Origin of the sequence: Bacteroides oleiciplenus YIT 12058 (genome assembly GCF_000315485.1) — a bacterium.
Classification (GTDB): domain Bacteria; phylum Bacteroidota; class Bacteroidia; order Bacteroidales; family Bacteroidaceae; genus Bacteroides; species Bacteroides oleiciplenus.
This window is the reverse complement of sequence record NZ_JH992941.1, coordinates 931,317-956,511: the sequence shown is the minus strand read 5'-3', so window position 1 is coordinate 956,511 and position 25,195 is coordinate 931,317. Positions and strand designations below refer to the sequence as shown.

General features: G+C 47.0%; 20 protein-coding genes. 3 read left to right on the top strand and 17 right to left on the bottom strand.

The features are described 5' to 3' along the window. Positions 1 to 11: 11 nt before the first annotated feature. The 4 genes from HMPREF9447_RS11500 to rbsK all read right to left on the bottom strand — a co-directional run bounded on the left by HMPREF9447_RS11500 (position 12) and on the right by rbsK (position 6,657). Positions 12 to 1,580: a RagB/SusD family nutrient uptake outer membrane protein gene (locus HMPREF9447_RS11500; protein ID WP_009129908.1), complete on the bottom strand. Its 1,569-nt coding sequence runs from the start codon at positions 1,578 to 1,580 to the stop codon at positions 12 to 14. Between the two features lie 11 nt (positions 1,581 to 1,591). Next, the gene (locus HMPREF9447_RS11495; protein ID WP_009129907.1) at positions 1,592 to 4,603 is read right to left on the bottom strand and encodes a SusC/RagA family TonB-linked outer membrane protein; all 3,012 of its coding nucleotides are present in this window, start codon (positions 4,601 to 4,603) and stop codon (positions 1,592 to 1,594) included. 116 nt (positions 4,604 to 4,719) lie between these two features. Beyond that, complete coding sequence (locus HMPREF9447_RS11490; protein WP_009129906.1) at positions 4,720 to 5,724, bottom strand: GRP family sugar transporter; 1,005 nt, start codon at positions 5,722 to 5,724, stop codon at positions 4,720 to 4,722. A gap of 24 nt (positions 5,725 to 5,748) precedes the next feature. Beyond that, positions 5,749 to 6,657, bottom strand: a complete 909-nt coding sequence (rbsK, locus tag HMPREF9447_RS11485) for a ribokinase (protein ID WP_009129905.1) — start codon at positions 6,655 to 6,657, stop codon at positions 5,749 to 5,751. 298 nt (positions 6,658 to 6,955) lie between these two features. On the opposite strand from rbsK, the gene HMPREF9447_RS11480 reads away from it, so the two are divergent. Then, positions 6,956 to 8,497 (top strand): hypothetical protein, encoded by a 1,542-nt coding sequence (locus HMPREF9447_RS11480; RefSeq protein ID WP_009129904.1) that lies wholly within the window; start codon positions 6,956 to 6,958, stop codon positions 8,495 to 8,497. Between the two features lie 65 nt (positions 8,498 to 8,562). On the opposite strand, the gene lgt (HMPREF9447_RS11475) is transcribed toward HMPREF9447_RS11480, so the two are convergent. The 9 genes from lgt (HMPREF9447_RS11475) to polA form a co-directional block, all read right to left on the bottom strand. Further along, positions 8,563 to 9,390: a prolipoprotein diacylglyceryl transferase gene (gene lgt / locus HMPREF9447_RS11475; RefSeq protein WP_009129903.1), complete on the bottom strand. Its 828-nt coding sequence runs from the start codon at positions 9,388 to 9,390 to the stop codon at positions 8,563 to 8,565. A 30-nt stretch (positions 9,391 to 9,420) separates the two neighbouring features. Further along, positions 9,421 to 10,266 (bottom strand): prolipoprotein diacylglyceryl transferase, encoded by an 846-nt coding sequence (gene lgt / locus HMPREF9447_RS11470; protein ID WP_009129902.1) that lies wholly within the window; start codon positions 10,264 to 10,266, stop codon positions 9,421 to 9,423. A gap of 21 nt (positions 10,267 to 10,287) precedes the next feature. Then, positions 10,288 to 11,211: a ketopantoate reductase family protein gene (locus HMPREF9447_RS11465; RefSeq protein WP_009129901.1), complete on the bottom strand. Its 924-nt coding sequence runs from the start codon at positions 11,209 to 11,211 to the stop codon at positions 10,288 to 10,290. An 11-nt stretch (positions 11,212 to 11,222) separates the two neighbouring features. After that, complete coding sequence (locus HMPREF9447_RS11460) at positions 11,223 to 12,038, bottom strand: carboxypeptidase-like regulatory domain-containing protein (protein ID WP_009129900.1); 816 nt, start codon at positions 12,036 to 12,038, stop codon at positions 11,223 to 11,225. A 73-nt stretch (positions 12,039 to 12,111) separates the two neighbouring features. Beyond that, the gene (gene ychF, locus HMPREF9447_RS11455) at positions 12,112 to 13,215 is read right to left on the bottom strand and encodes a redox-regulated ATPase YchF (RefSeq protein WP_009129899.1); all 1,104 of its coding nucleotides are present in this window, start codon (positions 13,213 to 13,215) and stop codon (positions 12,112 to 12,114) included. Between the two features lie 282 nt (positions 13,216 to 13,497). After that, positions 13,498 to 15,750, bottom strand: a complete 2,253-nt coding sequence (locus HMPREF9447_RS11450; protein ID WP_148374812.1) for a DUF5703 domain-containing protein — start codon at positions 15,748 to 15,750, stop codon at positions 13,498 to 13,500. Positions 15,751 to 15,868: 118 nt separating this feature from the next. Next, positions 15,869 to 16,492: an HD domain-containing protein gene (locus HMPREF9447_RS11445; RefSeq protein WP_044138147.1), complete on the bottom strand. Its 624-nt coding sequence runs from the start codon at positions 16,490 to 16,492 to the stop codon at positions 15,869 to 15,871. Between the two features lie 142 nt (positions 16,493 to 16,634). After that, positions 16,635 to 17,027: a DUF3836 domain-containing protein gene (locus HMPREF9447_RS11440; RefSeq protein ID WP_009129896.1), complete on the bottom strand. Its 393-nt coding sequence runs from the start codon at positions 17,025 to 17,027 to the stop codon at positions 16,635 to 16,637. A gap of 279 nt (positions 17,028 to 17,306) precedes the next feature. Next, positions 17,307 to 20,132, bottom strand: a complete 2,826-nt coding sequence (gene polA / locus HMPREF9447_RS11435; RefSeq protein ID WP_044138031.1) for a DNA polymerase I — start codon at positions 20,130 to 20,132, stop codon at positions 17,307 to 17,309. A gap of 86 nt (positions 20,133 to 20,218) precedes the next feature. Between polA and HMPREF9447_RS11430 the strand changes: the two genes are divergently transcribed. Further along, positions 20,219 to 21,193 (top strand): polyprenyl synthetase family protein, encoded by a 975-nt coding sequence (locus HMPREF9447_RS11430; protein WP_009129893.1) that lies wholly within the window; start codon positions 20,219 to 20,221, stop codon positions 21,191 to 21,193. A gap of 123 nt (positions 21,194 to 21,316) precedes the next feature. On the opposite strand, the gene deoC is transcribed toward HMPREF9447_RS11430, so the two are convergent. Genes deoC through dtd form a run of 3 tightly spaced genes read right to left on the bottom strand, consistent with a single transcriptional unit; the run spans position 21,317 to position 22,996 of the window. Beyond that, on the bottom strand, positions 21,317 to 22,219 hold the full coding sequence (deoC, locus tag HMPREF9447_RS11425) for a deoxyribose-phosphate aldolase (protein ID WP_009129892.1): 903 nt from the start codon (positions 22,217 to 22,219) through the stop codon (positions 21,317 to 21,319). Beyond that, the gene (locus tag HMPREF9447_RS11420) at positions 22,206 to 22,544 is read right to left on the bottom strand and encodes a nucleotide pyrophosphohydrolase (protein WP_009129891.1); all 339 of its coding nucleotides are present in this window, start codon (positions 22,542 to 22,544) and stop codon (positions 22,206 to 22,208) included. The genes deoC and HMPREF9447_RS11420 overlap by 14 nt, the downstream gene beginning before the upstream one ends. Next, a complete protein-coding gene (dtd, locus tag HMPREF9447_RS11415) occupies positions 22,544 to 22,996 on the bottom strand; it encodes a D-aminoacyl-tRNA deacylase (protein WP_009129890.1) in 453 nt (150 codons plus the stop codon). Before dtd ends, HMPREF9447_RS11420 begins: the two co-directional genes overlap by 1 nt. A gap of 127 nt (positions 22,997 to 23,123) precedes the next feature. On the opposite strand from dtd, the gene HMPREF9447_RS28445 reads away from it, so the two are divergent. Next, entirely contained in the window at positions 23,124 to 23,306 is a 183-nt protein-coding gene (locus tag HMPREF9447_RS28445) for a hypothetical protein (RefSeq protein ID WP_157225276.1), read from the top strand. A 23-nt stretch (positions 23,307 to 23,329) separates the two neighbouring features. On the opposite strand, the gene uvrC is transcribed toward HMPREF9447_RS28445, so the two are convergent. Next, a complete protein-coding gene (uvrC, locus tag HMPREF9447_RS11405; RefSeq protein WP_009129889.1) occupies positions 23,330 to 25,168 on the bottom strand; it encodes an excinuclease ABC subunit UvrC in 1,839 nt (612 codons plus the stop codon). Between the last annotated feature and the right edge of the window lie 27 nt (positions 25,169 to 25,195).

Here is a 25,195-nt window from a genome sequence, read left to right as displayed (position 1 = left end):
GATGTCTTCGGTTAATATTGGTCATTTTGTTTCAGATTCGGGTTGTTGTCCACTTCGCTTTGCGGTAAAGGCATACGGATGGACTTACCGATGATGAAGTTGTTGAAGTCGCTGTCGCGGGTTTTCAACTCGTTCAGAGTGTTGGTGTCATTGATGCCCCAGCGTTTTAAATCAACCCAACGTACACATTCCATGGCAAGCTCCAGGGCGCGTTCAATCTTCAGATGTTCGCGGAAAGCGTCTTTATTGCCTGTTATCTGGCTGCCATTGTAGAAAGAACTGTCTTCTATGTCGGGCAGGTTTACACGGTTGCGCACGCGGTTGAGGCATTCGATAGCTTTGGCAGACGGGGTGGCTCCCAGCTCGTTGAGTGCTTCGGCATAGAGCAATAGCATATCGGCATATCGCAATGAACGGAAGTTGTTGTCGTTCCAGTAATACAGCGGGGAGGCATCGGTGCTATACTTCTTGATAAACACGCGGTTACCCCAATCGCTGTTCCAAGGCTTGCCATAAATCAGCTGGTTCGGATATTCGGGGAAGTCGGATGCAGCTCCGTCGTACCACAGGGTGTAGAACAGGCGGATGTCATTCTTTCCATCTGTGGTTTGTTCGCGTTTATAGTAGTCCACCAGCCAACGCCTTGCTTCAATGTTGTTCCAACCGATTCCGGTGGGGGCCTGATTCATCTCAATCTGTGTGCCCAACTGTGCGTTCGGGTCCAGGTAGTTGTCTGTTTGGTCGAAGCCTACCCGGTTGGTCAGTGAGAAGTGGATTTCGTATAGCGACTCCTTGTTGTCTTCCGTTTGGTTGCTGAAGTTGTCAGCCCAGTTGGGGACGAGGTCGTAGTACCGCTTTCCTTCACCGTCGATGAGCCATTCGAGGCATCTGCGGGCATCTTCCCATTTATGGTGCTGTGCATAGGCTTTCGCCAGTAGTCCGTAGGCGGCGCCTTTCGTCGGGCGGCCGTAGTTATTGGCGTCGCGGGTGGCGGGCAGTTTGGTGACGGCGTCTTCCAGGTCGGTTTCTATCTGAGTGAGCATTTCGTCTGCATTGGCTTGCATGGGCTTGTCGGCGGCTGAAGAAGTCTTCAGGACGATGGGAATGTTATCCCAGAGAGTGGTCAGATAGAAGTAGTAGAAAGAACGCAGGAACTTGGTTTGGCCTATCAGGTCATTTTTGTGCGTTTCGTCGGCAAACGTAACATTATCAATGTTGTCCAGCACCTGGTTGGCACGGAAGATGGCGGTGTAGTGTTCCCGGTAGATCTTGGTATTTGCCTCTCCGAAGTTATAATCGGTAAAGATGAATTTGGTGTATTCGTTCAGTTCCGTCCATCCGGCATAGCTGACGCCTTCGTCGGCCATGCCTATCATCTGTGTATAGATATTGCGGGTCCATGTTCCCTGGCGGTAGAACATGCCATATACGGATATTACACCGGCCTCAATGTCGGATTCCGTCTTCCAGTATACGCCCGTACTGAGGGTGTTCTCATTTTGCAGGTCGAGCAGGGAAGGGTCGCACGACGTGAACAGCGCTGCTGCGCCGCATAATATATATAGAGCTATCTTTTTCATATCGGCAGTATTTAGAATGTGAATGATAAGGCAAACTGTACGGCACGCGGGTTGGGGAACGAGCAATAGTCTGCTCCCATAGTGAAGATGCCGCTGTCTGCAAATTCAGGGTCAAGTCCGGAATATCCGGTGAAAGTAACCATGTTCTGCAGGGTGACTGACGCACGGAGTCTCTCCAAACCGATTTTCTTGATGTAACGGGTAGGAACCGTATATCCTAAGGTGATGTCGCTCAGACGGAAGAACGAACCGTTCTCTAACCAGCGGTCCTGGTCGCTTCGGCTATTGCGGGAGTCTCCGTATACGATGCGCGGACGGTCGTTCACCGGGTGCTCCTGTGTCCAGGGAACAATGCCGTTGAAGTTGTTCTGGTTGTTGGCGAAGTCACCGGCTGCGGCTGCCGAGCCGTTCCATACTTCCTGTCCGAAGCGGCCGTAACCGCTGATGCTCAGGTCGAAACCTTTATAGGAAGCACCAAGATTTAAGCCGAGTTCGAGCTTAGGCCACGGATTGCCCACTTTCTGGCGGTCTTCGGATGAAATGATTCCATCGCCGTTGTAATCATCGTATTTGATATCACCGGGGCGGGCATTCGGCTGAATGACTTTGCCTTCGGAGTTTACATAGTTCTGTATTTCTTCTTCGGATTGGAAGATGCCGAGCATCTTGTAAAGGTACCACATACCGAGAGGCTGTCCGACTTCGGTTATTGCGAGCGTGGTATATGTAGGAATCTTCTTATTCTGTTTCCCATAGCCCAGATCGATAACTTTGTTCTTCAAGTGGGAGATGTTTAATGATGCTGAGTATTCAAATTCACCGACCTTATCATTCCAGCCTACTTCAAATTCGACTCCTCTGTTTTCCAGACTGCCGGCATTGACAGCCGGTGCACCGCCTTCGTTACCTGAACTCATCAGGATAGGCAGGTAGACAAGTAGGTCTTCGCTTTTGGAGTAGAAATATTCGGCCGTGAAGCGGAGACGGTTGTTGAGGGCGACTAAGTCGAAACCTATGTTGGCGGTTGTCTTCTTCTCCCAGACAAGGTCGTTGTTGCTCAACTGAGATTGCGTCATACCAATCAGGATGTTTTCGGGACTGCCGATCACTGCACGCGGAGCGGTGTTGATGACCGATTGGTAGTCCCAGTAGCCGATACTGCTGTTACCGAGTGTACCGTAGTTGGCACGTATCTTCAAATCGTCAATCCAGGGCACCTGGAAGAACTTCTCTCCACTGATGCGCCAGCCCAGTGAAACGGAGAGGAAGTTTCCCCAACGGTCGTTTTTGGGCAGACGGGAAGTGCCGTCGCGGCGGGCAGTCACCTGTGCCAGATATTTGTCGGCATACGAATAGTTGATTCGTCCGAGGTAGGAAATCAAGGCAGATTCACCATAATTACCGCCTGCGGTGGTGTTGCCGGTAGCGGCATCGAGTGAAGTGATGTATTTGTCACCTATCATCAGTGGGTCTAATTTCGTTATCCAGCGCTTTTCTTCGTGGAACTTGTTGTAGGTGATACCGAACAGAGCATTCACATCGTGCTTACCGAATTTATGCTTGAAGTTATAGGTCTGCTCAATCAGGATGTCGTGATTCTTGGCGCTGTCGTAGCCTAAGCTCGCGGCATCGTCTCCCTGGCCCATCGTCCAGTTACCTTTCTTGCGCAATGAGTTGGTAATACCCATATAACTCTTGTAGGCAACATTCAGTTTGGCATCGAACATCCCGAAGAGTGATATCTGTCCGTAGATGTTTCCTGTCAGATACTCTTCTTCGTTGTTCTGCACATACAGGTTTTGCATGGCTACGGGGTTCAGACCGTATGTGTTCGCGCGGTCTACGTCACCATATCCGTATCCTCCGGGATGTGATTCATCATATACCGGAATTGTTGGTGCTATACCGATAAAGTCACTCCAGGGATTACCATTCAGGTTTTTCCGGTCCGACTTGGTGTAGTAGAAGTTCTCTCCATAGGAGAAGATGCCCTTCTGTCCACTTGTGTTGATGCGGAAACCGTATTTGTCATACTTGGTATTCAATAGGGCGCCGTCGTCGACCATGCGGTTCAGTGAGGCGTAGTACTTCACCGTTTTGGAACCACCGGACAACGAGACGTTGTAGTTTTGTAAAACACCGGTGCTCAGCATTTCATCCTGCCAGTCGGTATTCCCGTCGTAGTGGTTCTGACGTTTGGTAATGCCTGAGACGCCTGCCAGTATAGCTTCGTCATAGGCGCGGTCATTGTAAATTTTATAAGTCTCGGCATCCATCAGGTCGTAACGGGGCAGCCAGCTTAGCGTCAGTTGGGAGTCGAACTTTACTTTCAAGTCACCTTCTTTACCCTGTTTGGTGGTGATGATTACAACACCGTTGGCTGCACGCGATCCGTATATGGCCGCTGATGAGGCATCTTTCAACACTTGGATGGATTCGATATCTTCCACATTGACACCCAAGTCGCTGCCGCCATAGGCACCGTCGATGATGAACAGCGGGTTATTGTTCGTCAGACTGCCTAAACCGCGGATCGTGATGTTGGCATTGGAGCCGGGCTGACCGCTGCTCGTAATCTTTACACCGGAAGTCAGACCGCGCATAGATTCCACTACATTACCCGAAACGCGTTCGGCTAGAGCATCTTCCTTGACGGTAGATATGGAACCCAGCAAATCTTTCTTCTTTACAGTACCATAACCGATGACTACTACTTCGTCCAGTAGTTTGTTTTCGGGCTCCAGAGTGATGTTGATGACGTTGCCGGTGCCCACTTTCACCTTTTGTGTGGCAAAGCCGATGAAACTGAACTCAAGGGTAGTGCCTTGGTTGACTTTAATCTGGTATTTACCATTCATATCGGTGGTGGTGCCGTAGGTACGGTCGCCGTCTTTTGCCAGAATAGATACTCCGGGAAGTGTCTCCCCGGTGTTATCATTTACAATACCTGTGACATTGACTTGTGCGTACAAGTCGAACGAACACATGCATAGACAGAATAATATTGCTTTAATTAGTCTCATGTATTAAAAATTTTAGGTTGAACGAAAATGTATATTTAGTTCAGGCAATTTCCTCTTTCACTCGATGAAGGGTAGAAAAAGAAAGCATTAATTTATGAGATCGAGTGAGAGCCGGATTAATTGGCTCCGGAGATGATAATTGCTCCTAAACCGGATATAAACAGAACGAACATGCAAGCCAGAAGGATATTTACCGTTCGTGAAGAGCCTTTGAACTCCTTCCAGATGAATATGCCCCACAAAGCTGCAATCATAGGTGCTCCCTGTCCCAGTGCATACGAGATGGCCGCGCCGGCTTTCCCTGCTGCAATGTAACTCAGAGCCGTACCTAATCCCCAGATGGCTCCTCCCAGCACTCCGACCATATGTGTGCTGAATTTGCCTTGGAAGTACTCTTTATAGCTTACCGGAGTACCTACAAACGGCTTCTTCATCACGATGGTGTTGATAATGAAATTGCTTATGAAGATACCTATTGCGAATATAAAGAATGCAGAATACGGAGTAGCCATTGTGGGAGTAGGCGACTCAAAGTTATTTAAGTCCATGGCAGCGGCAACGAACCGGTAGAAGAAGGACATCAGTACACCTGCTATGATGGCGATAAGAATTCCTTTCTTATTCGTACTGCTTCCTTTCTTATTCATCTTTCCGGCAGCTATGGCATTGAAAATGATGGCCAGTACCACCAGAGCCACGCCACTGAACAGAATCACCGCATCCCCTTTGGGTTCACCAAAGTAGTTGACGAAAACCCCTAATACCAGTGCTATGCCGACTCCTAGAGGGAATGCTACCGTAAGTCCGGCCATCGAGACGGAAGCTGACAGCAGGATATTGGATAGGTTGAAGATAACCCCTCCTGCAAAAGCGCTTGCATAGTTCTCCATACTGATCTGTTTCAGATCTTCAACGAAACCACGTCCGGCATTTCCCGTACTGCCCAGCGTGAACCCTAGAAGGAGGGAGAAGGCAAGGATACCGATAACGTAATCCCAGTAGAACAATTCGTAACGCCAGGTCTTCCCGGCAAGTTTCTGTGTATTACCCCACGAACCCCAACAGAGCATCGTGATAACGCAGAAAATAACGGCTAATGAGTAACTGTCTACAATAAACATGGTATTAGAATTTAAAGTTATTATTTATAAAACATCTATTTCTTTGCGATAGGGCAGGGCAGACTGTGCTCCCATGCGGGTTACTGTGATGGAGGCGCACTTATTGGCAAACTTCACGGCGTCCAGCACATTCATATCTTCGGATAGGGCTACACACAGGGAGCCGCAGAAGGTGTCTCCAGCAGCCGTGGTATCTACCGCTTTCACTTTGGGGACGGAAACCTCATGGTATGCGTTGTTTTCCTTAATTAGGGCTCCTTTGGACCCCATTGTGATAACGACAATGTCCACTCCTTTGGCACTGATGATATCCGCGGCTTTCCGGGCGCTTTCCCAGTCGGTCACTTTGATTCCCGAAAGGATTTCGGCTTCCGTTTCGTTGGGGATAATCATATACAGGTTTTGCAACAGCTTGTTGGAGAGCGCGCGGGCGGGTGCCGGGTTCAAGATAACCTTGATACCCTGTTCGCTTGCTATCTGGGCTGCGTATTCTACTGTTTCTATGGGAATTTCCAGTTGCATCAGCAAGATATCTCCTTTCTCGATGACGGGCTGTGCTTTCCGGATATCTTCAGGACTCAGTGAGCCATTGGCTCCGGAGGCGACAGCGATACTGTTTTCTCCGTTCACGTCTACCATAATCAGCGCCACTCCGGAAGGGAGGGTAGGGTCTGAATAGATATTTTCAACGTGAATTCCTTCGTCTTCGTACTGCTCTATGGAACGTTTGCCGAATAGATCGTTGCCGGTCTTGGCTATGAAGTACACATTTCCTTTTAATCGGGCAGCGGCTACAGCCTGGTTAGCCCCTTTACCTCCGGGGTTCATCATGAAACTGCCGCCCATTACTGTTTCTCCGGGGACGGGGAGACGGTCGGCCTTGATGACCATATCTGTATTACAACTACCTATTACAATGATATTCTTGCTCATGGCTATTAATTAGTTTAAGATTAAGTAATTCGGAACTGTGCTTTCTTTTTCTACGTCAAAAGTATGCGATAGATAATTCATAAGCAAACAAAAAGTGCACAAATATAATACTGGTAAATTTATATAATATCGTTAATGTTTGTGTTAATCGATTGATATATAGTATTTTCAATGTGTATTTATATGCGGTATTTTAATATTTGTAATATAACCAAAGCCTATATTATTCCGCGAAAAGATTGTTTCCTTTTGTTTTTTTCTCTACCTTGCTTTCGTTATTTCAAAATCTACTAATGCTATGCTAAAGTCCGAATCGCTTATCCAGTTGATAAATAGTCTCACGAAGCAAGAGAAGAAAGAATTCTCTATCTATATATCCAATAAGCCGGAGAAAGACTATATCTTCCTTTTCAGATTGATTGATGATAAGAAGATCAGTGACCCTGAAGAACTGAAACAGTGTTTCCTGAAGGCAAAACCCACTTCTTCTTTCAATACGGTGGTTATTTACCTGTTCGATCTGCTGATAGAGATATTGACGGAGTTGCGTACAGAGCAGGATAGTTATTATCTGCTGTTCAATGAGCTGCTGCATGCCAGAGTATTGTATGAGAAGTCTATGTATCAGGAATGCTTCCAGGTGTTGAAAAAGGTGAAGGAGAAGGCTGTTTATTATGAAAATCATTTTGCGTTGCTTGTGGCACAGAGGTTGGAACTGAATTATCTCCTGACGCTGGATTTTGAGGAAGTGGATGAAAAGAAACTGCTGAATAAACAATATAAAATGAAAAGTACGCTGAAAAGTATCAGTCAGCTGAATGAGCAGTCTTCATTGTATGAGTTATTGAAGCACAGGATGTTGAACAGGGGGGCTTCACGTTCGTTGGAGGAGACTCAGAAACTGGATGACCTGGTGACCAGTGAGATAAGTATTGTGGCAAGTGCAGGCGTCGAGAACTTTGAAATAAAGAAGAATCACCAGCTTTTCCAGGCCAATTACTTTGTGACGGTAGGCGACTATAGAGCTGCGTTCAATTCATTTGTGGAGCTGAATAAACTGTTTGAAGAGAATACCCATCTTTGGAATAATCCTCCGGTATATTATCTGATGACGGTAGAAGGAATGTTAGAGAGTCTTCGCATCATGCACAACTATGAGGGGATGAATTATTTCATTGAGAAGTTGGAAAAGCTATCTTCACCGTCTTCCAGTTTCCAATTGAATGTGGCTTATGTGATATTTACCTACCGGCTGTTTTCGTATATAGATAGGGGAGAGTTTGAACAAGCTGGCCTGTGGATTGCAGAGCATCAGGCAGCTCTGATTGACAAGATGCCTTTGCTGAAAGAGCAACAGCAGGCGGAAATGTCATTGTATATTGCTCTTGTCTATCTTGGAAATGGGGAGTATAGAAAGGCGAGAAAACGTTTGAGTGCTACTATTGGTAGGGGACATCTGTATTCTCTTCCGCTGTTCCGCACCATTCGGATTGTGAATGTGATGATTCATTATGAACTGGGTGATATTGATTATATTCAGTCTGAACTTCGGTCTATTAAGCGGGAAATGTCCAAAAACAAGGGGGATAATTTGAAGGTAGAGTTGTTTTTACTTAAGTTCTTGAACTATTCTTTCGCGAATGCCAATCGGAAAAAGCGGGCGGAGATATGGGAGAGTATGGTAGAGGAGGTGCGTGCTTTGTATGCCGATAAATATGAAAGTCAGATATTGCGTAAGTTTGACTTTGTGGCGTGGGTTGAGGCTAAAATATTTGAAGTGCCATTAAGTGATATATTGAAACGGGAACATGCTTCAAAGAGTAAATGGCAACGTAAATAAAGAAACAGATGGCTGAAGAATCTTACACAAGATTCTTCAGCCATTTGCTTGTTTTCTTTATGCTTCTATGCCTTCTTCTTTCCGTAGAAGAACATAAAATATACCCCTATGATTACAAACGGAACACTCAGCCATTGTCCCATATTCAGCGACATGCTGTTTTCAAAGTCTACCTGGTTTTCTTTTAGGAACTCTACGAAGAAGCGGAATACAAAGATCTCTGTCAGGCAGAGTCCGAAGAAGAAGCCACGGTGCAGCTTTTTGCCGTAGTTCTTATACAGGAAAATCATAATCAGGAAGAAGATGAAATAGGCGATGGCCTCGTAAAGCTGTGCCGGATGGCGGGGCAGCATATCCACTCTTTCAAAAACAAATGCCCAGGGCACATCGGTTGCTTTACCAATGATTTCGGAGTTCATCAGGTTGGCAAGACGGATGAAGCAGGCGCAAATAGGGGTGGATACGGCTATCATGTCCAGCACATCCATGTAGTGCATCTTCATCTTGCGACAGTACATCCAGAGAGCAATAATCAATCCGAGGGTACCGCCGTGACTGGCAAGTCCAGCATAGCCTGTCCACTTCCAGCCACCTTCGGGCGGGAATTGTATAGGCAATATCATTTCCCAGAAATGATGCAGATAATATTCCGGCTGATAGAACAGGCAGTGTCCCAGCCGGGCGCCGATGAGGATACCGAAGAAGCAATAGAAGAACAGCGGTTCGAACTTGGCGTCGCTGATTTTCTTATCTCTATACTGGTAGCGGACTACGAAATAGGAACATGCGATGCCAATTACCCACAACAGACCGTAGTAACGGACGGGTACATGACCGAACAGGTTGAACAGTTCGGGGTTGGGGTTCCAGTTGATGGTTAGTAATGAGAGCATATTTTTAATATATTTGGTTTATAGATGAGTTTATTTACTTTTTATCGCTTGTTTCTTCCCGTAAAAGAGCATGAAGTATATTCCGATGATAACGAACGGAACGCTGAGCCATTGCCCCATGTTGAGAGTCATTGTATTCTCAAAATCCACTTGGTTTTCTTTCAGGAACTCCACAAAGAAACGGAAGACGAATATCTCTGTCAGGCAAAGACCGAAGAAGAAGCCGCGGTGCAGCTTTGTGCCATGGTCTGATTTCTTATATAAGTAAATCATTCCCAGGAAGAAGATGAAGTAGGCGATTGCTTCGTAAAGCTGTGCCGGATGGCGGGGTAGCATATCTACCTGTTCGAAAACAAAAGCCCAGGGCACATCGGTTGGCTTACCGATGATTTCGGAGTTCATCAGGTTGGCAAGGCGGATGAAACAGGCGCAGATGGGGGTGGCTACGGCTATCATGTCCAGTACGTCCATGTAGTGCATCTTGGTTCTGCGGCAATACAGCCACAGGGCGATGATGAGTCCGAGGGTGCCGCCATGACTGGCAAGTCCTCGATAGCCTATCCATTTCCAGCCTTCGTTCGGAAACTGCTTGATGGGAAGTATCATTTCTATGAGATGATTCTGATAATAACTCCAATCGTAGAAGATGCAGTGTCCTAATCTTGCTCCGAGAGTGATGCCTATTACGCAATAGAAAAAGAGCGGGGTGAACTTGTCTTCACTGATTTTCCTGTCACGGTATTGGCGCTGGACTATGATGCAGGCAAGTACGATGCCGATGCCCCACAGTAGCCCATAATAGCGAATGGGGAAACTTCCGAAGAGGTTGAACAGTTCGGGGTCGGGATTCCAGTTGATAGTCAGCAGTGATGGCATAAATATATCTGATTATATGGTTTATTGTTTGAACTTTTCCGCCACCATCCTGTACGTCGGAATATCAATCCCCTGTTCTTCTGCGGCAGCAATCATATCAAAAAGCAATCCTTGTACTTCACTTTCGTGTCCCTTAGCCATATCCTTCTGCATGGAAGCAGTACTTTCCGGGTCCAGTTTGTCTATAACTTTAAGATTATATTCTACAATGTCTTCTTTGAAATCAATGCCGAGTTTAGCGCCCAGTGCGGCACTTTCCTGGGACAGCCCGATAAACGTATCGCGCACCTCTCCGGGCTTCTGCACTTCGCCCATAGGCACATCGTAATAGGCTCCGGTGACAGCCATAGCGGAGATGAAAGACCACTTCACGAAAGTATCCCGGTTGATGTCGGGAGATATTTCGGCTTTGATGCCGCTTTCCTGCAAATCCTGTTGGATAGTTTCCAACGTTCCACGGGGAACAACCGTGCCTTTGTGTGCACCGTAAACCAGACGGAATATCTTGCCCATTTGCGTGATTTCCCCTTTGCCGGACACGAAGCCGACGATATAGATGCAGCCGTCCAGAACCGTCACTCCGGGCACTAGGCGCTGGATGCGGGGACCTGTGCCGTAGACATTGAGAATAGGGATTACGACAGTGTCCTTATGGGCGGAGCGTTTTATCAACTCCGTTATCGAGTCTACGGAATAGCCTTTGACGCATACAAAGATGACGTCGGCTTTACCTGTATATTCTTCAGCAGTATAGGCTTTTATGGGTAGTGTATGTTCGCCTTTCAGGTCGGAGTGCAGACGCAATCCGTGTTCGCGTATGGCAGCCAGGTGCTCACCGCGGGCAATGCAGGTCACATCTTTTCCGGCAAGGGAAAGAAAGGCGGCGATACTGCCTCCCACGCCACCTGTGCCGGCTATAAGGTATTTCATATTATTGTTCTCCATTTTGCAATATACTATTTTACGTAGATTTCTTTTTCCATATAGTAAAGTCCTTCGCCCCGGTCACCGTTTTCCAGGTCTTCCAGCTCTACCTTGAAAACACGGTAAGGAAGTCCTGCCTTCGGATGCTTGGGGAGGTCCACGGTCAGCAGATAGGCATTGGCGTATTCGTTGGCGTCAAAGTACTCTTTTATTTCCTGCTTCATCAATACGGGGACTTCTTCGCCGTCTATCCAGACTGTGACTTTCTGTTGTTCGGGACGGGGTGCCCACTGCGATTCTTTGGCATCCTTGCTTTGGGACTCTTGCTTGATGTCGCCAAGGGCTTCACCGTGCAGTATGGATTCGGGCTTTGTCTTTTCCATCCATTGGTAGAAGCGCGTCAGGCTCATGGGGCGGACGTATATCTGATAGGTGGGCATGGCGCCGGGAATGCGAAAAGCACGCAGGCCGTAAGCTTCCATACGGTTGTAGCGGATGTTGAGCGTAGTGTCACGGTCGGCGATGAAGTCCCAAGCCCAGAACTCCAGACGGTGTTCGGCTTCGGGCAGACCGCTTTTCATGGCCATATGTGCATAAGAGGGGAGATAGATAGCGGATACACTTTGATATTTGCCTTTAGGCACACGGGCGGTGTAGTGCCCGTCTTTACCGGTGATGGCTTCTATGGCAATGTCGAACTGCGGGTTTTGCCACCAAACACTGGCACTGTCTATCGGTTGCCCGTCATAGTCTGTCACACGACCGGAGATGGTCACTGAGTCTTGTTGCTGTGCATAAGCGACACTGCACAGAAGCATGACGAGTAGAGTGGAGAAAAGTTGCTTCATGATTGGTTTGCAGTATTATTCTGTGATTAAATCGTCCGCCATCCGGCGGACGATTTATAATGAGTTCCGTAAATCAGACGTTGAACCGGAAGTGCATGATGTCTCCGTCCTGCACCACGTATTCTTTGCCTTCCACGCCCAGCTTTCCGGCTTCGCGTACGGCGGCCTCGCTACCATACTGGATGAAGTCTTCGTACTTGATAACCTCTGCGCGGATGAACCCTTTTTCAAAGTCGGTGTGGATAACTCCGGCACATTGCGGAGCTTTCCAGCCTTTCTGATAGGTCCATGCTCTCACTTCCATTTCTCCGGCGGTGATGAAGGTTTCCAGATTCAGCAGTTTGTAGGCCGATTTAATCAGGCGGCTTACGCCGGACTCCTTTAATCCTACTTCTTCGAGGAACATCTGGCGGTCTTCGTACGTTTCCAGCTCGGCGATGTCCGCTTCGGTCTTGGCGGCTACAATCAGGATTTCGGCATTTTCGTCCTTCACTGCTTCGCGCACCATTTCCACGTACTTATTGCCGTTCACTGCACTTGCCTCGTCCACGTTGCAAACGTACATCACCGGTTTACTGGTCAGGAGGAAAAGTTCTTTGGCAATCTTTTGTTCATCTTTGGTTTCGAACTGCACGGTGCGTGCGCTTTTGCCTTGTTCCAGTGCTTCTTTATACTGCACCAGTACATCGTAAGCCAGCTTGGCAGCTTTGTCGCCACCCGTCTGTGCTTGTTTCTGCACTTTCTGGATGCGGCTTTCAATGGTTTCCAGGTCTTTCAATTGCAACTCGTAGTCGATGATTTCCTTGTCGCGCACCGGGTTGATGCTTCCGTCTACGTGTGTCACGTTTTCATCGTCGAAACAACGCAGCACGTGAATGATGGCATCCGTTTCACGAATGTTCGCGAGGAATTTGTTACCCAATCCTTCGCCTTTGCTGGCACCCTTTACGAGTCCGGCAATGTCCACGATTTCCACTGTAGTGGGCACGATGCGGCCCGGATGTACCAGTTCGGCGAGCTTCGTCAGGCGCTCATCGGGCACGGTGATTACACCCACATTCGGTTCTATTGTACAAAAAGGAAAGTTTGCCGCCTGCGCTTTTGCGTTGGACAAACAGTTGAAAAGCGTCGACTTGCCTACATTCGGCAGGCCGACAATACCACATTGTAAAGCCATTATCTATTTCGTTATTACTTTGTTTTCTGTCTGCAAAGATAGGTATTCTTCTGTTTATTGCCTTACGGATTGTACATTTTTACCATTGGGGGCATTGGTTTTCGTCTGAGGGTTAGTGGTAAGCGTGGGTGGATTCGGCTTTTTGAAGGGACAGGACAGGGTACATGCATCTTTTGCTGCTATGTTACCAACGTTTTGCCAAGGCTGTGGCAATGTCTTGCCAGTGCGATGGCAAAAGCTTGCCACAGCCTTGGCAAAACGTTGGTAAAGTAATGGTTGCGATTACTTGTTTATAACGACATCTTTCTTTCTTGCTTCCGGAAGGACATCCAGCGCTGTAACGTTATTTCCTGTGCCCTTTGCACGCACCACGGTGTTGTCATAGGCATGTAGCTTGAAGTCTACTTTCCATGATGCCGGGAATGCGGGCAAAATGAGGATTTGCTTGCCTACATTCTGCAAGAGCATGTTTTGCAGGCCGATTGTGAAGGCACCACCGTTGTCAAAGTCCGGAATGTAATCGCTACCCGGTTTCCAGAATGCAGGGAAGCGGACTTCGGGGTCTGTTGCGCGCACATTCTTTAAAAGAAACTCTTTGGTCTCATCGGCTAGCCCCAGCAGGGGTGCCTGTATGGGGTCTTGCGACCAGCAGGTGGTCTGCTTGAATTCGCGGTGAGCGAAGGTATTGAGGGCAACGTCCAGGTCGGGGCGTCCCAGCCCGTAGAGTTTGAACGGGAAGATGGCGTAACATTCGGGGTTCTCGAAATTGCGTCCCTGACCGTATTCTTCGGCGGGAAGCAGCCTTTTGCCATCTCCTGTTTTGGGAAGGGCAGGGAGTGCTTGCAGGCAATCGTTCCATTCTTTAAGCAGGGCGGGCTCAATGATTCCGACGGGCAGTTCGGCCAGTTGGGTGATGTTGTATTTCAATCCGGCGATGTAGTCCATCGGGTTCAGGCAATCCCAGAATTGCTCGATGGCATTTGCCGGAATGAAGCGCAGGGTTTGGTTTATCTGCGGCCAGTGCTGGTTGAAGAAACGGATGACTTGGGTGGCAAAAGGGATAATATATCGGCGGGCAAATGCTTCGTCCTTGGTATAGTTGTAGCTGTCGAGCATTTCGGACAACATCTCCAGTGCACCGGAATAGTGGTAGCGTATCCAGCGTGTTTGCGAGGCTTTTCCTTTGTTGTTCCAGCCCCAGTCGTCCTGGATGTACATGCCGAAGAAGTTCAGGGTTTCGGGGAAGAAAGCACCTTCATGTCCGTAGTAAATGCGGGTGATGTCTGTCTGCAAAGGGAGCATGTTGAGGTACATGTCGAACCAGGGCTTCTTCAGGTCAAAGTCTCCCGATGCGGAGAGCGGCCAGTAGTAAAGGCGGCAGTTCTGGTACCAATAGCCGGGCCCCCATGTACGGTAATCACCGTTTTTGCCTTTGTAGTCGAAGGTGAAATTGCCGCCGTTAAATTTGGCAGGATATGCGCCGCGACTTTGGCAAGCCATCATGAAGCGTTGTAACAGATATGCGCGGGTGACCACTTCGGCATCTTCGTCACCGGAAAGGAATATCCAACTGCGGTTCCAGAAGCGGTCCCACCATTCCTGATGGTGCTTGTAGGATGTTTTCAGAGGTGCGCTGTTGGCGGAGGCGATGAGGGCTTCGAGTTGGGTGTTCCATTCCTGTACGGTGGCTGTTTGTGCCGTGTAGGGGTAGATGGAGAGGGTATGCTTCTTCATTTCTTTTGAGGAGACGAGGGTACTGTCGTTTTGCGGGTGCATGCTCTCACCAATGATGGCAGCTCCGAAGGTACGGTTCATGTACGGGTCGGGATATTTGCCTATCAGTTCCGGAACGTTCTGATGGGTGAGTATGGTCTCGAAGAAAGAGCTTTGGTTGCGGTGATACCACTGGATGCGGTCTGGTTTCCGTTCCAGTACGTCGGCACTTTCGGAAGGACGGACAGGGCTGTCCATCAATCCCCGGAAACTGGATGCCAGAGGGTCATCGCCCCCCGTCATGGTGTAGGGGTGGGGACGCATCAGTTCTGTGGTGCAGCTTACGGAAATATTCTTGTCGGAGGCGGTTTCTATGCGGATGACGGGTTGGTTGGCGTCAATCCATAGTTTGATGCGGGTGGCATTGCCTTTCGGGCCTGCCGTTACGTTGATTTCTCCTTTGTGCAGGTTGAGTTCCTGTGAGAAAAAGGCATCTTCGGTGAAAGGGTTGGGGGTGAATTTCACCCGTATCCTGCCTACTTTCAGGAGCCGTGTGGCTTCGCTCCAGGTGTCCGATTTGCCAATGTAGAGTAGTAAATCGCCTCCCTTTTCAATCCATACATTTGCGGTGATGTCTCCGTTTCCCAAAGGCATGGATTCCATAGAGCCAGTGGTGCTGAGGGTGTTCCACACTACGTTGTATTGATTCAGTTGTTTCAATACGTCGGCTGGCAATTCGTTTTTGGCAGAGGCCTCCTTGGGTCCGCTGATGAATGACAGGAAACAGAGGCATATTCCCAAGCGGAAAAGTTTGTTCTTCATGTTCTTGATAATATTAGGTACATAAATTCTGAGTTGGGGCACAAAGTTAGCGTGCTCCATTAAAGAATGGATTAATATTATCTTAATCGGAAGAGGAAAGATAGAGTAAGGTGAGATTTTATTGCTTTTCCTCGGCAAACAACTGTTGAAAGATATTCTTCAACTGCGCTTCATCTGCGATAATCTTTTGCAGTTCTTTCAGCCGTTCTGCATTCTTTGACTCCGGGAACCAGAGCTTCAGGTATCCTCCTGGTGCGTATTTCTCCATCAGATGCTGGTGGAAACGCTGGTAGTGCCACTCTTCTTCCGCTTCCGGTTTTTGCTTTAACCCGTATTGCACGGTGCGGCGCAGGGTGATGACGGGGTCAATTACGCGGTCTGCTTCTGCCACTATTTTGCCATAAATGCTTCGTGGTTCGTGGTCGGTAGATGCGCGATGGTCTTCCACTGCCTCCTTCATGGTTTCTATCTCTTCCTCGCTGAACCATTGGCGGAGCGTTTTGTCTTGTTTCAGAATCTCACCCGAAAGGAGATGGTGTGTCGCTCTGTCCCGGCAAAGCCCTGTATCGTGGTATGCAGCGATGGTGTATGCCATGTTTTCATTTACGTCATATTTCGCGGCAAGTGAAAGGCTTTCTTCAATCACTGTCTGCACATGCGAAAGATTATGAGCTTTATCAAAATGCTCGTAACGCGGGATAATCTCCGTTTCAATGTAGTGGGTGAGGGTGGCGGGTATCATAGAATTAGTATTGTTTTGGTGGGCAAAGTTATGAAAAAAGCCGGGATACATCACGTATTCCGGCTTCCACTTAGTGTACAAAACTTATAAAGGTTTCGGTTTGTTCGATTTGTTAGAATTTTAAGAGAGTATCTGTCGTTTTTTACAGATTGGGGTTGTCCATTGTAACTGTCATATCAGGAACAAGGACATATGCTTTTTGTTTGCTGTTCCACTTGTAGTAAGTAGTAGTGAGGCTCTTTCCTTGGTAAGCGTAACAAACGCGGAGATCGTTTTCCCAAGCGTTCTTTGTGCTGTTCCACTTCATAGTTTCACTTTCCGTCATGCGTTTCTGGTCGTCGTACTTGTAGCTGTACTTCATATAGTTTGCTAAAGCACCACCGTCCATCTTGTAAACGGTCTGTCCTACCATCACTCCGTCTCTTTCTTCCGAATTGTAAATAAGGTTGTTTTTGTTAGCTGCAGAAGCTGCAATGCTACCAAACAGAATTACTGCTGACAAAGCAACTGTTTTTAAAAATACTTTTGTTTTCATGGTTCCATATGTTTTTAAGTTATCTCTTACTATATTCTATCAATATGTCATTGATTTCGCCGCAAAGGTACGGATTAAATTGACATAAATGTAAATAATAGACTAAATATAGTCAAAATGTCAGAGATGCGTGCTTTGTTACTCTTTCTTTTTGCCAATATTGATGACAAAAAAATACCCGGCAGTGATGTTGCCGGATATTCTGGTGAGCAAACTGTATTTTGAATAGAATGCTTCGCTTGCTTTCTGATTGTAAGTTAAATAAAGTTATAAGGCGATTTAATGAGCCTGTAACCAGTTCTTCCCCCACCCGCAATCGGCTCTCAACGGTACGTGCATGCGATATGCGCGTTCCATCTCTTCGATTACAATTTGTTGCACGAACTCTTTTTCAGCCTCTGGAACACTGAAATTTAGTTCGTCATGAACCTGCAAAATCATCTTTGCTTTCAGATTGTAAGCTTGGAAGCGTTTATAGATGCGTGCCATGGCAACTTTGATGATATCGGCGGCACTTCCTTGAATGGGAGCATTGATGGCATTGCGTTCTGCATACCCACGCACCGTTGCATTTCTTGAGTTGATGTCGGGTAAGAAACGCTTGCGGTGGAAGATGGTTTCCACGTAGCCTTGTTCGCGGGCCACCTGTATGCTCTTGTCCATATATTCGCGTACTTGCGGATAGGTTTCAAAGTATCCGTCAATCAGTTCTTTGGCTTCTTTACGGTCCACATTCATACGCTCTGCCAGTCCGAAGATGGAGATGCCGTAGATAATGCCGAAGTTGGCTGTCTTGGCTTTGCGGCGCATATCGGCGGTGACGTCTTTGATATCTATCTTATATATTTTGGCGGCGGTGGCGGCATGGATATCATATCCGCTAAGGAAAGCATCTATCATGTTCTTGTCTTCGCTCAGATGCGCCATAATGCGCAGTTCTATCTGTGAGTAGTCGGCAGAGAAGAACTCGCAGCCATCGTCCGGGATGAAAGCCTTACGGATTTCCTTGCCGTCTTCGTCGCGGATGGGGATGTTCTGTAAGTTCGGATTGCTGGAACTGAGTCGTCCGGTAGCCGTGACTGCTTGGTTGAAGGAAGTATGGATGCGTCCTGTACGTGGATTGATCAGTAGGGGAAGAGCGTCTACATATGTTCCCAACAGCTTCTTTAGTCCACGGTATTCCAGGATTTTCCCGATGATGTCATGCTTGTTGCGCAGGCTTTCCAGTACTTCTTCGGAGGTGACGTATTGCCCGGTCTTGGTCTTTTTTGCTTTATCAATGATTTTCAGTTTATCGAACAGGACTTCGCCCACTTGCTTGGGCGAAGCGATATTGAATGTCTCTCCTGCCAACTCATAGATTTCTTTCTCAATCTCTTGCAGACGGGCGGTGAAGTGTTCGGACGTTTGTTTTAGTGCCTCAGTGTCTATGCGTACCCCGTTGCTTTCCAAATTGGCAAGCACGCGCACCAGTGGCATTTCTATTTCGTGGAAGAGGTGTTCCACGCCTTGCTCTTTCAGTTCCTTCTCAAGTACGTTCTTCAACTTCAGGGTTACGTCCGCATCTTCGCAGGCATATTTATAAACTTCTTCCGGTGGAAGGTCGCGCATGTTTTTCTGGTTCTTTCCTTTCGGGCCGATAAGCTCGTCGATGTGGATGGTTTGATAATGCAGATAAATCTCCGCCAGATAATCCATGTTATGACGAAGCTCGGGTTGCAGCACGTAGTGTGCGAGCATCGTGTCGAAAAGTTCGCCTTTGACTTCCACTCCGTAATTTTGGAGAACAAGAATATCGTACTTGATATTTTGTCCAACCTTCACCGAATTTTCATTTTCGTAGAGCGGACGGAGTTCATTTACTATTTTTAACGCTTCTTCCCGTTCGGGCGGAACCGGAACATAGTAAGCCTGATTTTCGGTGTCACTGAAACTCATTCCTACCAATTCTGCCTCCATTGGTTCAGCCGAAGTGGTTTCTGTATCTATTGAGAGAATTTTCGTTGTAAGTAACTTTTTAAGAATTTTCGTTCTTTTCTCTTCTGTATCAATGAGTTGATAGTCTGGGTTAAGCGTTTCTAAGCGCGCGAGATTTGAATTTTTCGGCTCTTCTGCCCCGTTGGGCGCAAATTCTTCAAACAAATTGCCTTGAACAGGACCGTTATTTTGGGTAAAAAGCGGACCTGCTGAGAAAAGGTTGGGAGTTTCGGAAGAAGGGGAGGGGGAACTACTTTTTTTGAGTACGCGGTCAATGAGCGTACGAAATTCCATCTCTTCGAAAATTTTCCGGAGTTCTTCCTCATTGGGTTCTTCGCGAACGAGTGCTTTCATATCAAGTTTGATGGGAACATCAATTTTGATAGTTGCGAGGAATTTGGAGAAGGTAATCATTTCGCGGTTGTTTTCCACTTTGGTCTTCAAGGCGCCTTTCAGTTGGTCGGTATGCTCCAGCAGATTTTCGATACTGCCGAATTCGCTGATTAACTTCTGTGCGGTTTTTTCTCCGACGCCCGGGCAACCGGGAATGTTATCGGAAGCGTCGCCCATCAATCCGAGCATGTCGATGACTTGCTGGGTGGACTGGATATCAAACTTGGCTTTCACCTGCTCTATGCCCATGACTTCAAAACCACCCGTGTGCTTGGGGCGGTACATGAATACGTTTTCGGATACCAACTGACCGTAGTCTTTATCAGGCGTCATCATGTAGGTGGTGATGCCTTGTTTCCCTGCCTCGGTGGCAAGCGTGCCGATCACATCGTCGGCTTCATAGCCCGGCACTTCCAGGATGGGGATGCGGTATGCGCGGATAATATCCTTTATAATAGGTACAGAGAGGCGGATGGCCTCCGGGGTTTCTTCCCGTTGTGCCTTATATTGTTCGTATGCTTCATGGCGGAAGGTGGGTCCGGCAGGATCGAAAGCGACGCCGATATGGCTTGGGTTCTCTTTTTTGAGCACCTCCTCAAGTGTATTTACAAAGCCAAGAACGGCAGAAGTATTGAACCCTTTGGAATTAATCCGCGGGTTCTTGATGAACGCGTAATAGGCGCGATATATCAATGCATAGGCATCGAGAAGAAACAGTTTATCGTCAGAATTCATATATTTATCCTTTTTTTCATGGTAAAAGTACAAAAAAATACCGTATTAACTGTTTTATTACTATTTTTGTGGGAAAATAGCGATGCATGGACAACTCATCACTTATAAAATCCCCGATAGCGGCAGAGCTGGATGACTTTAAGAAGCTGTTCGACACTTCACTTACCAGTTCCAACTTTTTACTGAATGAAGTAATCTCACACATTCGGCAAAAGAACGGGAAGATGATGCGTCCGATGCTGCTCTTGCTGATGGCAAAACTGTATGGTACGGTTTGCCCGGAGACTCTTCATGCAGCTGTTTCTCTTGAATTATTACATACGGCCAGTCTGGTTCATGACGATGTGGTGGATGAAAGCACTGAACGTCGTGGGCAGCTATCGGTGAATGCTATTTATAATAATAAGGTAGCAGTGCTGGTAGGCGATTATCTGTTGGCAACCTCGCTTGTTCAGGTGGGGAAGACACATAATTATGCTATTATTGATGTTGTTTCCCGTCTCGGACAGAACTTGTCGGAAGGGGAACTTCTACAACTCTCCAATGTAAGCAATCTCCAGTTCTCCGAAGAAATCTATTTCGACGTAATACGTAAAAAGACGGCTGTGCTCTTTGCTGCTTGCACCAAAGCGGGTGCTCTTTCGGTGGGAGTGACCGATGAACAGGCTGAATTTGCGCGTTTGTTTGGTGAATATATCGGTCTTTGTTTTCAGATTAAAGATGATATTTTCGACTATTATGATAGTAAGGAGATAGGTAAGCCTACGGGTAACGATATGCTTGAAGGCAAGTTGACGCTTCCTGTGCTTTATGCCTTGAATACAACTAAAGATAAAGCTGCGGAAGAAATAGCCATGAAAGTGAAAGAGGGTACTGCTACGTCTGATGAAATAGCCCGATTAATCGAGTTTGCCAAACAGCAAGGCGGTATTGAATATGCTACGCAAGCCATGCTTGCCTATAAGAAAAAAGCACTTTTACTGTTAGCGTCTTTACCTGATTCAGATGTAAAAATCGGGCTTACTGCCTATTTGGATTATGTGATTGATCGCGAAAAGTGATTATGTATTGTGTTTCTCTCTTTTCCCAAAAGAATTATGATGAATGGGAAGAATATACAAAAAGCCTGATAGAACAATGTATGTTTTCTATCAGGCTTTTTGTGTATAGTTTTAGTTCTAAATTTAGAAGAACTTCATTTCCTCCCCTTTAATCTCAGAAAGTAAAAGATTGGCTAATCTGCTGGTACCCAGACGGAACCATTGATTGTTAAGCCATTCTTCACCAAGCACTTCTTTGACGATGGTGTAGTAAATAACCGCGTCGTTCACGGTATTGATACCTCCGGCAGGCTTGAATCCCACTTTATTGCCGGTTTTATCGTAATATTCCTTGATAGCCCGGCACATTACATAAGCAGCTTCCGGTGTTGCGGCAGGTTGCTGTTTCCCGGTAGAGGTCTTGATGAAGTCTGCACCCGAATACATGGATAGGATAGAGGCTTTCATGATGTTGGAAGCCGTCTTCAGGGCACCTGTCTCCAGAATAACCTTCATGTGGTGTTCTTTGCAGACATCTTTCAGTTCCTGTATCTCTTCACACATGCTTTCGTAATCTCCGCTCAGGAATTTGCCTACAGAGATAACAATATCTATCTCATCTGCACCTTCCATCAGTGCCATAGCAGTTTCAGCAACTTTTACTTCCGTGAAGGTCTGTGAAGAAGGGAACCCGGCCGAAACACAGGCTATCTTTACATCTTCCACTTCGAGCGTACTCTTTACGATTTCTGCGAAATTAGGATAGACACAGATGGCTGCCACGTTCTCCAAATCGGGGAATTCATCGTCAAACTGATTCACCTTTTCTGTGAATTTCATCACGCTTTCATCGCTGTCGGTGGTGTTCAGTGTGGTCAGGTCGATGCAGTGGAACAAGAGCTTCTTTACTGCTTCCGTATGGTTTCCGGGCACTTTCTCCGCGATGAGTTTGGCTACTTTTGCAGCAACTTCCGCATCGTCCAGTTGTGTGTTGTACTTCGCCAATGCGGCATCATACTTGTTCTGAGTGGGTTCATTCTTCTCCATGGTCATGCAATTTAGGATTATTGATATGTCGGGTGTTGTCCCGTTTGGTTTTCTTCTCCAGATTGCGGGCAAATGCTTCAGTGACGTTTACGCCTGTCTGATTGGCAATGCAGAGGAGTACCCAGAGGACATCCGCTATTTCGTCATCGATATTGTCTTTTTCTCCTTCCTTGAAGGACTGGTCGCCGTATTTGCGAGACATAACTCTTGCCAGTTCGCCTACCTCCTCGGTAAGAACGGCCATATTGGTGAGTTCGCTGAAGTAGCGCACTCCGTACTTCTTAATCCAGCAATCTACTTGTTGCTGAGCTTCTTCTAATGTCATCATTCCTTATTTTTTGTATCCATACAGATGGTCACAGGGCCATCGTTCAATAATTCTACCTTCATATCGGCGCCAAATTCGCCGGTACCTATTTCTTTACCTAATGAAGAACTCAATTCCCGACAAAACTGTTCATACAGCGGGATGGATATTTCGGGTTTAGCTGCCCGGATGTACGAGGGGCGGTTGCCTTTCTTGGTGGAGGCGTGTAGCGTGAACTGGCTGATTACCAGTATTTCACCGTCAATATCGAGGATGGATTTGTTCATCACTCCGTTCTCGTCATCGAAGACGCGCAGGTTGACAATCTTTTTGCAGAGCCAGTCAATGTCTTCCTGACCGTCTGTTTCCTCAATGCCTACCAATATCAGAAGTCCTTTCCCTATAGCCGATTTGCAAGTTCCATCGATTGTAACGGATGCGTGTCCGGTACGTTGTATGACTATTCTCATGTTCTTTTATCCTAATCTTTTAATCTTTTCCGGGCTGCAAAGTTACGAATAAATTCGTGATTGTCTGTAATTTGAGCGTATGATTATTCACTACTACGTTTACTGATGAAGATTTGTTCATACCTGTATGAATTTGAACCCTTTGCAGAGCCGTTCCTGTGGCTGGAAGTCTTTTGTTTTTGCCACCGTGGTGGCAAAGTTTTGCCATAGGCTTGGCAAACTTTTGCCATCGCAGTGGCAAGACTTTGCCAAAGCTGTGGCAAGGCATTGGCAAACTAATGCCAATGATTGCGCTGTCGTTTATGTATGAAATGACTGGGTATAGTCTGCGGGCTACGAGAGCTTTTCTGTTCCGAAGTGCTCTTTTATTACTCTCGCTTTCGCTTCTCCTGCCACTGCTGCAATGGCTTCCAGTGATGCCTCCTTGATGCGTTTCACGCTCTTAAACTCCTTGAGTAGGGCGGATTTCGTCTTCTCGCCAATACCTTTTATTTCATCAAGTTCCGAGGCAATCTGCCGTTTACTGCGTTTATCGCGATGGAAAGTAATGGCAAAGCGGTGAACTTCGTCCTGTATCTGCGTCAAAAGGCGGAACAGGGGAGTGTTCTGTTTTAATCCGATGGTTTGCGGTGGGAAGCCGTAAAGCAACTCCGATGTGCGGTGCTTGCCGTCTTTGGCAAGCCCGGCAATGGGAATGTTCAGATTCAGTTCGTCCAGGACTTCTTTTACGGCGCTCATTTGTCCCTTTCCACCGTCGGTAATAAGGAGGTCGGGTAGGGGTAGCTTCTCTTCAACAGCGCGCTGATAACGGCGTTTGACGACTTCTTTCATGGAAGCATAGTCGTCCGCGCCTACTACGGTCTTTATATTATACTTCCGATAGTCCTGTTTGGAAGGTTTTGCTTTCTTAAATACCACACAGGCAGCCACAGGGTCGGAACCCTGAATATTAGAGTTATCGAAGCATTCTATTTGTATAGGCAGGTGCTCCAGATGCAGTTCGTCCTGTATTTCTTTCATCAACCGTACGTTGCGTTGTTCCGGATTCAGCTTTTCAGCCTGTTTCAGGCGGTCGGCCTTGTATTGCTTCACATTCAGAATGGAAAGGTCTAGCAGCTTTTTCTTGTCTCCCCGTTGAGGAATGGTGAAGACTACATCTTTCAACTCCATATCCACCTCGAAAGGCACGATGATTTCGCGTGAAAGGCTCTTGTATCGTTCCCGCATTTCAATGATACCCAGTGGAAGGAGTTCCTCCTTGGTTTCGTTCAACCGCTTTTTGTATTCAAACGTAAAAGCTTGGTTGATGGCTCCATTCGTGATATGCAGGTAGTTGATAAAGGCTGATTTCCCGTCGCTGTCCTCCTCTATGCTAAATACGTCGATATTATGCAACACGTTGCTTACTACTTCCGATTTGGCGCGGTAGTTCTCAATCAACATATACTTCTCCTTGATTCTCTGTGCCTCTTCAAACTTCATATCAGCAGCCAGCTCCTGCATCTGCTGATAGAGCATCCGTTCTATTTCCTGTGTGTTCCCTTTGAGAATTTCCTTGATTTCACCGATGTTTTTCATGTAATCATCCAGTGATTGCTTACCAATGCAAGGGCCTGCGCAGTTCTTAATGTGATATTCCAGGCAGACGTTGAACTTGCCTGCATTGATATTCTCGGGTGAAAGGTTGAGGTTGCAGGTGCGCAGCGGATATAAATGTTTGATAAGGTCGAGCAATGCATTCATGGAAGGCGCATGGCTATAAGGACCATAGTATGAAGAGCCATTGCGTATGATTTTGCGCGTTTTGAATATCCGGGGGAAGTACTCATTTTGTACGCAGATAGACGGGTAAGTCTTGTCGTCTTTCAGAAGAACATTGTACCGCGGCTTATACTTCTTGATGAGATTGTTTTCCAGCAACAATGCATCTTCCTCTGAATTAACGACGATGTAGCGTATATCAGCAATCTTGCTGACAAGCACCCTTGTCTTTCCCGGCTCATGGTCTTTATTGAAATAGGAGGAAACCCTTCGCTTTAAGTTTTTAGCTTTGCCTACGTATATGATGACTCCTTCGGTATTCAGATATTGATAAATACCGGGGCTTTCGGGAAGGTTCAATACAATCCCTTTCAGATATTCGCTGGTTTTTAGTTCCGGGTTATTCTCCATGAGGCTCTTGTAATCTGTTTAGGTAAT

What these genes read in the sequence shown, in the direction of transcription:
- HMPREF9447_RS11500 (WP_009129908.1), bottom strand. Translation starts at nt 1,580, where the DNA reads ATGAAAAAGATAGCTCTATATATATTATGCGGCGCAGCAGCGCTGTTC.
- HMPREF9447_RS11495 (WP_009129907.1), bottom strand. Translation starts at nt 4,603, where the DNA reads ATGAGACTAATTAAAGCAATATTATTCTGTCTATGCATGTGTTCGTTC.
- HMPREF9447_RS11490 (WP_009129906.1), bottom strand. Translation starts at nt 5,724, where the DNA reads ATGTTTATTGTAGACAGTTACTCATTAGCCGTTATTTTCTGCGTTATC.
- rbsK (WP_009129905.1), bottom strand. Translation starts at nt 6,657, where the DNA reads ATGAGCAAGAATATCATTGTAATAGGTAGTTGTAATACAGATATGGTC.
- HMPREF9447_RS11480 (WP_009129904.1), top strand. Translation starts at nt 6,956, where the DNA reads ATGCTAAAGTCCGAATCGCTTATCCAGTTGATAAATAGTCTCACGAAG.
- lgt (WP_009129903.1), bottom strand. Translation starts at nt 9,390, where the DNA reads ATGCTCTCATTACTAACCATCAACTGGAACCCCAACCCCGAACTGTTC.
- lgt (WP_009129902.1), bottom strand. Translation starts at nt 10,266, where the DNA reads ATGCCATCACTGCTGACTATCAACTGGAATCCCGACCCCGAACTGTTC.
- HMPREF9447_RS11465 (WP_009129901.1), bottom strand. Translation starts at nt 11,211, where the DNA reads ATGGAGAACAATAATATGAAATACCTTATAGCCGGCACAGGTGGCGTG.
- HMPREF9447_RS11460 (WP_009129900.1), bottom strand. Translation starts at nt 12,038, where the DNA reads ATGAAGCAACTTTTCTCCACTCTACTCGTCATGCTTCTGTGCAGTGTC.
- ychF (WP_009129899.1), bottom strand. Translation starts at nt 13,215, where the DNA reads ATGGCTTTACAATGTGGTATTGTCGGCCTGCCGAATGTAGGCAAGTCG.
- HMPREF9447_RS11450 (WP_148374812.1), bottom strand. Translation starts at nt 15,750, where the DNA reads ATGAAGAACAAACTTTTCCGCTTGGGAATATGCCTCTGTTTCCTGTCA.
- HMPREF9447_RS11445 (WP_044138147.1), bottom strand. Translation starts at nt 16,492, where the DNA reads ATGATACCCGCCACCCTCACCCACTACATTGAAACGGAGATTATCCCG.
- HMPREF9447_RS11440 (WP_009129896.1), bottom strand. Translation starts at nt 17,027, where the DNA reads ATGAAAACAAAAGTATTTTTAAAAACAGTTGCTTTGTCAGCAGTAATT.
- polA (WP_044138031.1), bottom strand. Translation starts at nt 20,132, where the DNA reads ATGAATTCTGACGATAAACTGTTTCTTCTCGATGCCTATGCATTGATA.
- HMPREF9447_RS11430 (WP_009129893.1), top strand. Translation starts at nt 20,219, where the DNA reads ATGGACAACTCATCACTTATAAAATCCCCGATAGCGGCAGAGCTGGAT.
- deoC (WP_009129892.1), bottom strand. Translation starts at nt 22,219, where the DNA reads ATGGAGAAGAATGAACCCACTCAGAACAAGTATGATGCCGCATTGGCG.
- HMPREF9447_RS11420 (WP_009129891.1), bottom strand. Translation starts at nt 22,544, where the DNA reads ATGACATTAGAAGAAGCTCAGCAACAAGTAGATTGCTGGATTAAGAAG.
- dtd (WP_009129890.1), bottom strand. Translation starts at nt 22,996, where the DNA reads ATGAGAATAGTCATACAACGTACCGGACACGCATCCGTTACAATCGAT.
- HMPREF9447_RS28445 (WP_157225276.1), top strand. Translation starts at nt 23,124, where the DNA reads ATGAATTTGAACCCTTTGCAGAGCCGTTCCTGTGGCTGGAAGTCTTTT.
- uvrC (WP_009129889.1), bottom strand. Translation starts at nt 25,168, where the DNA reads ATGGAGAATAACCCGGAACTAAAAACCAGCGAATATCTGAAAGGGATT.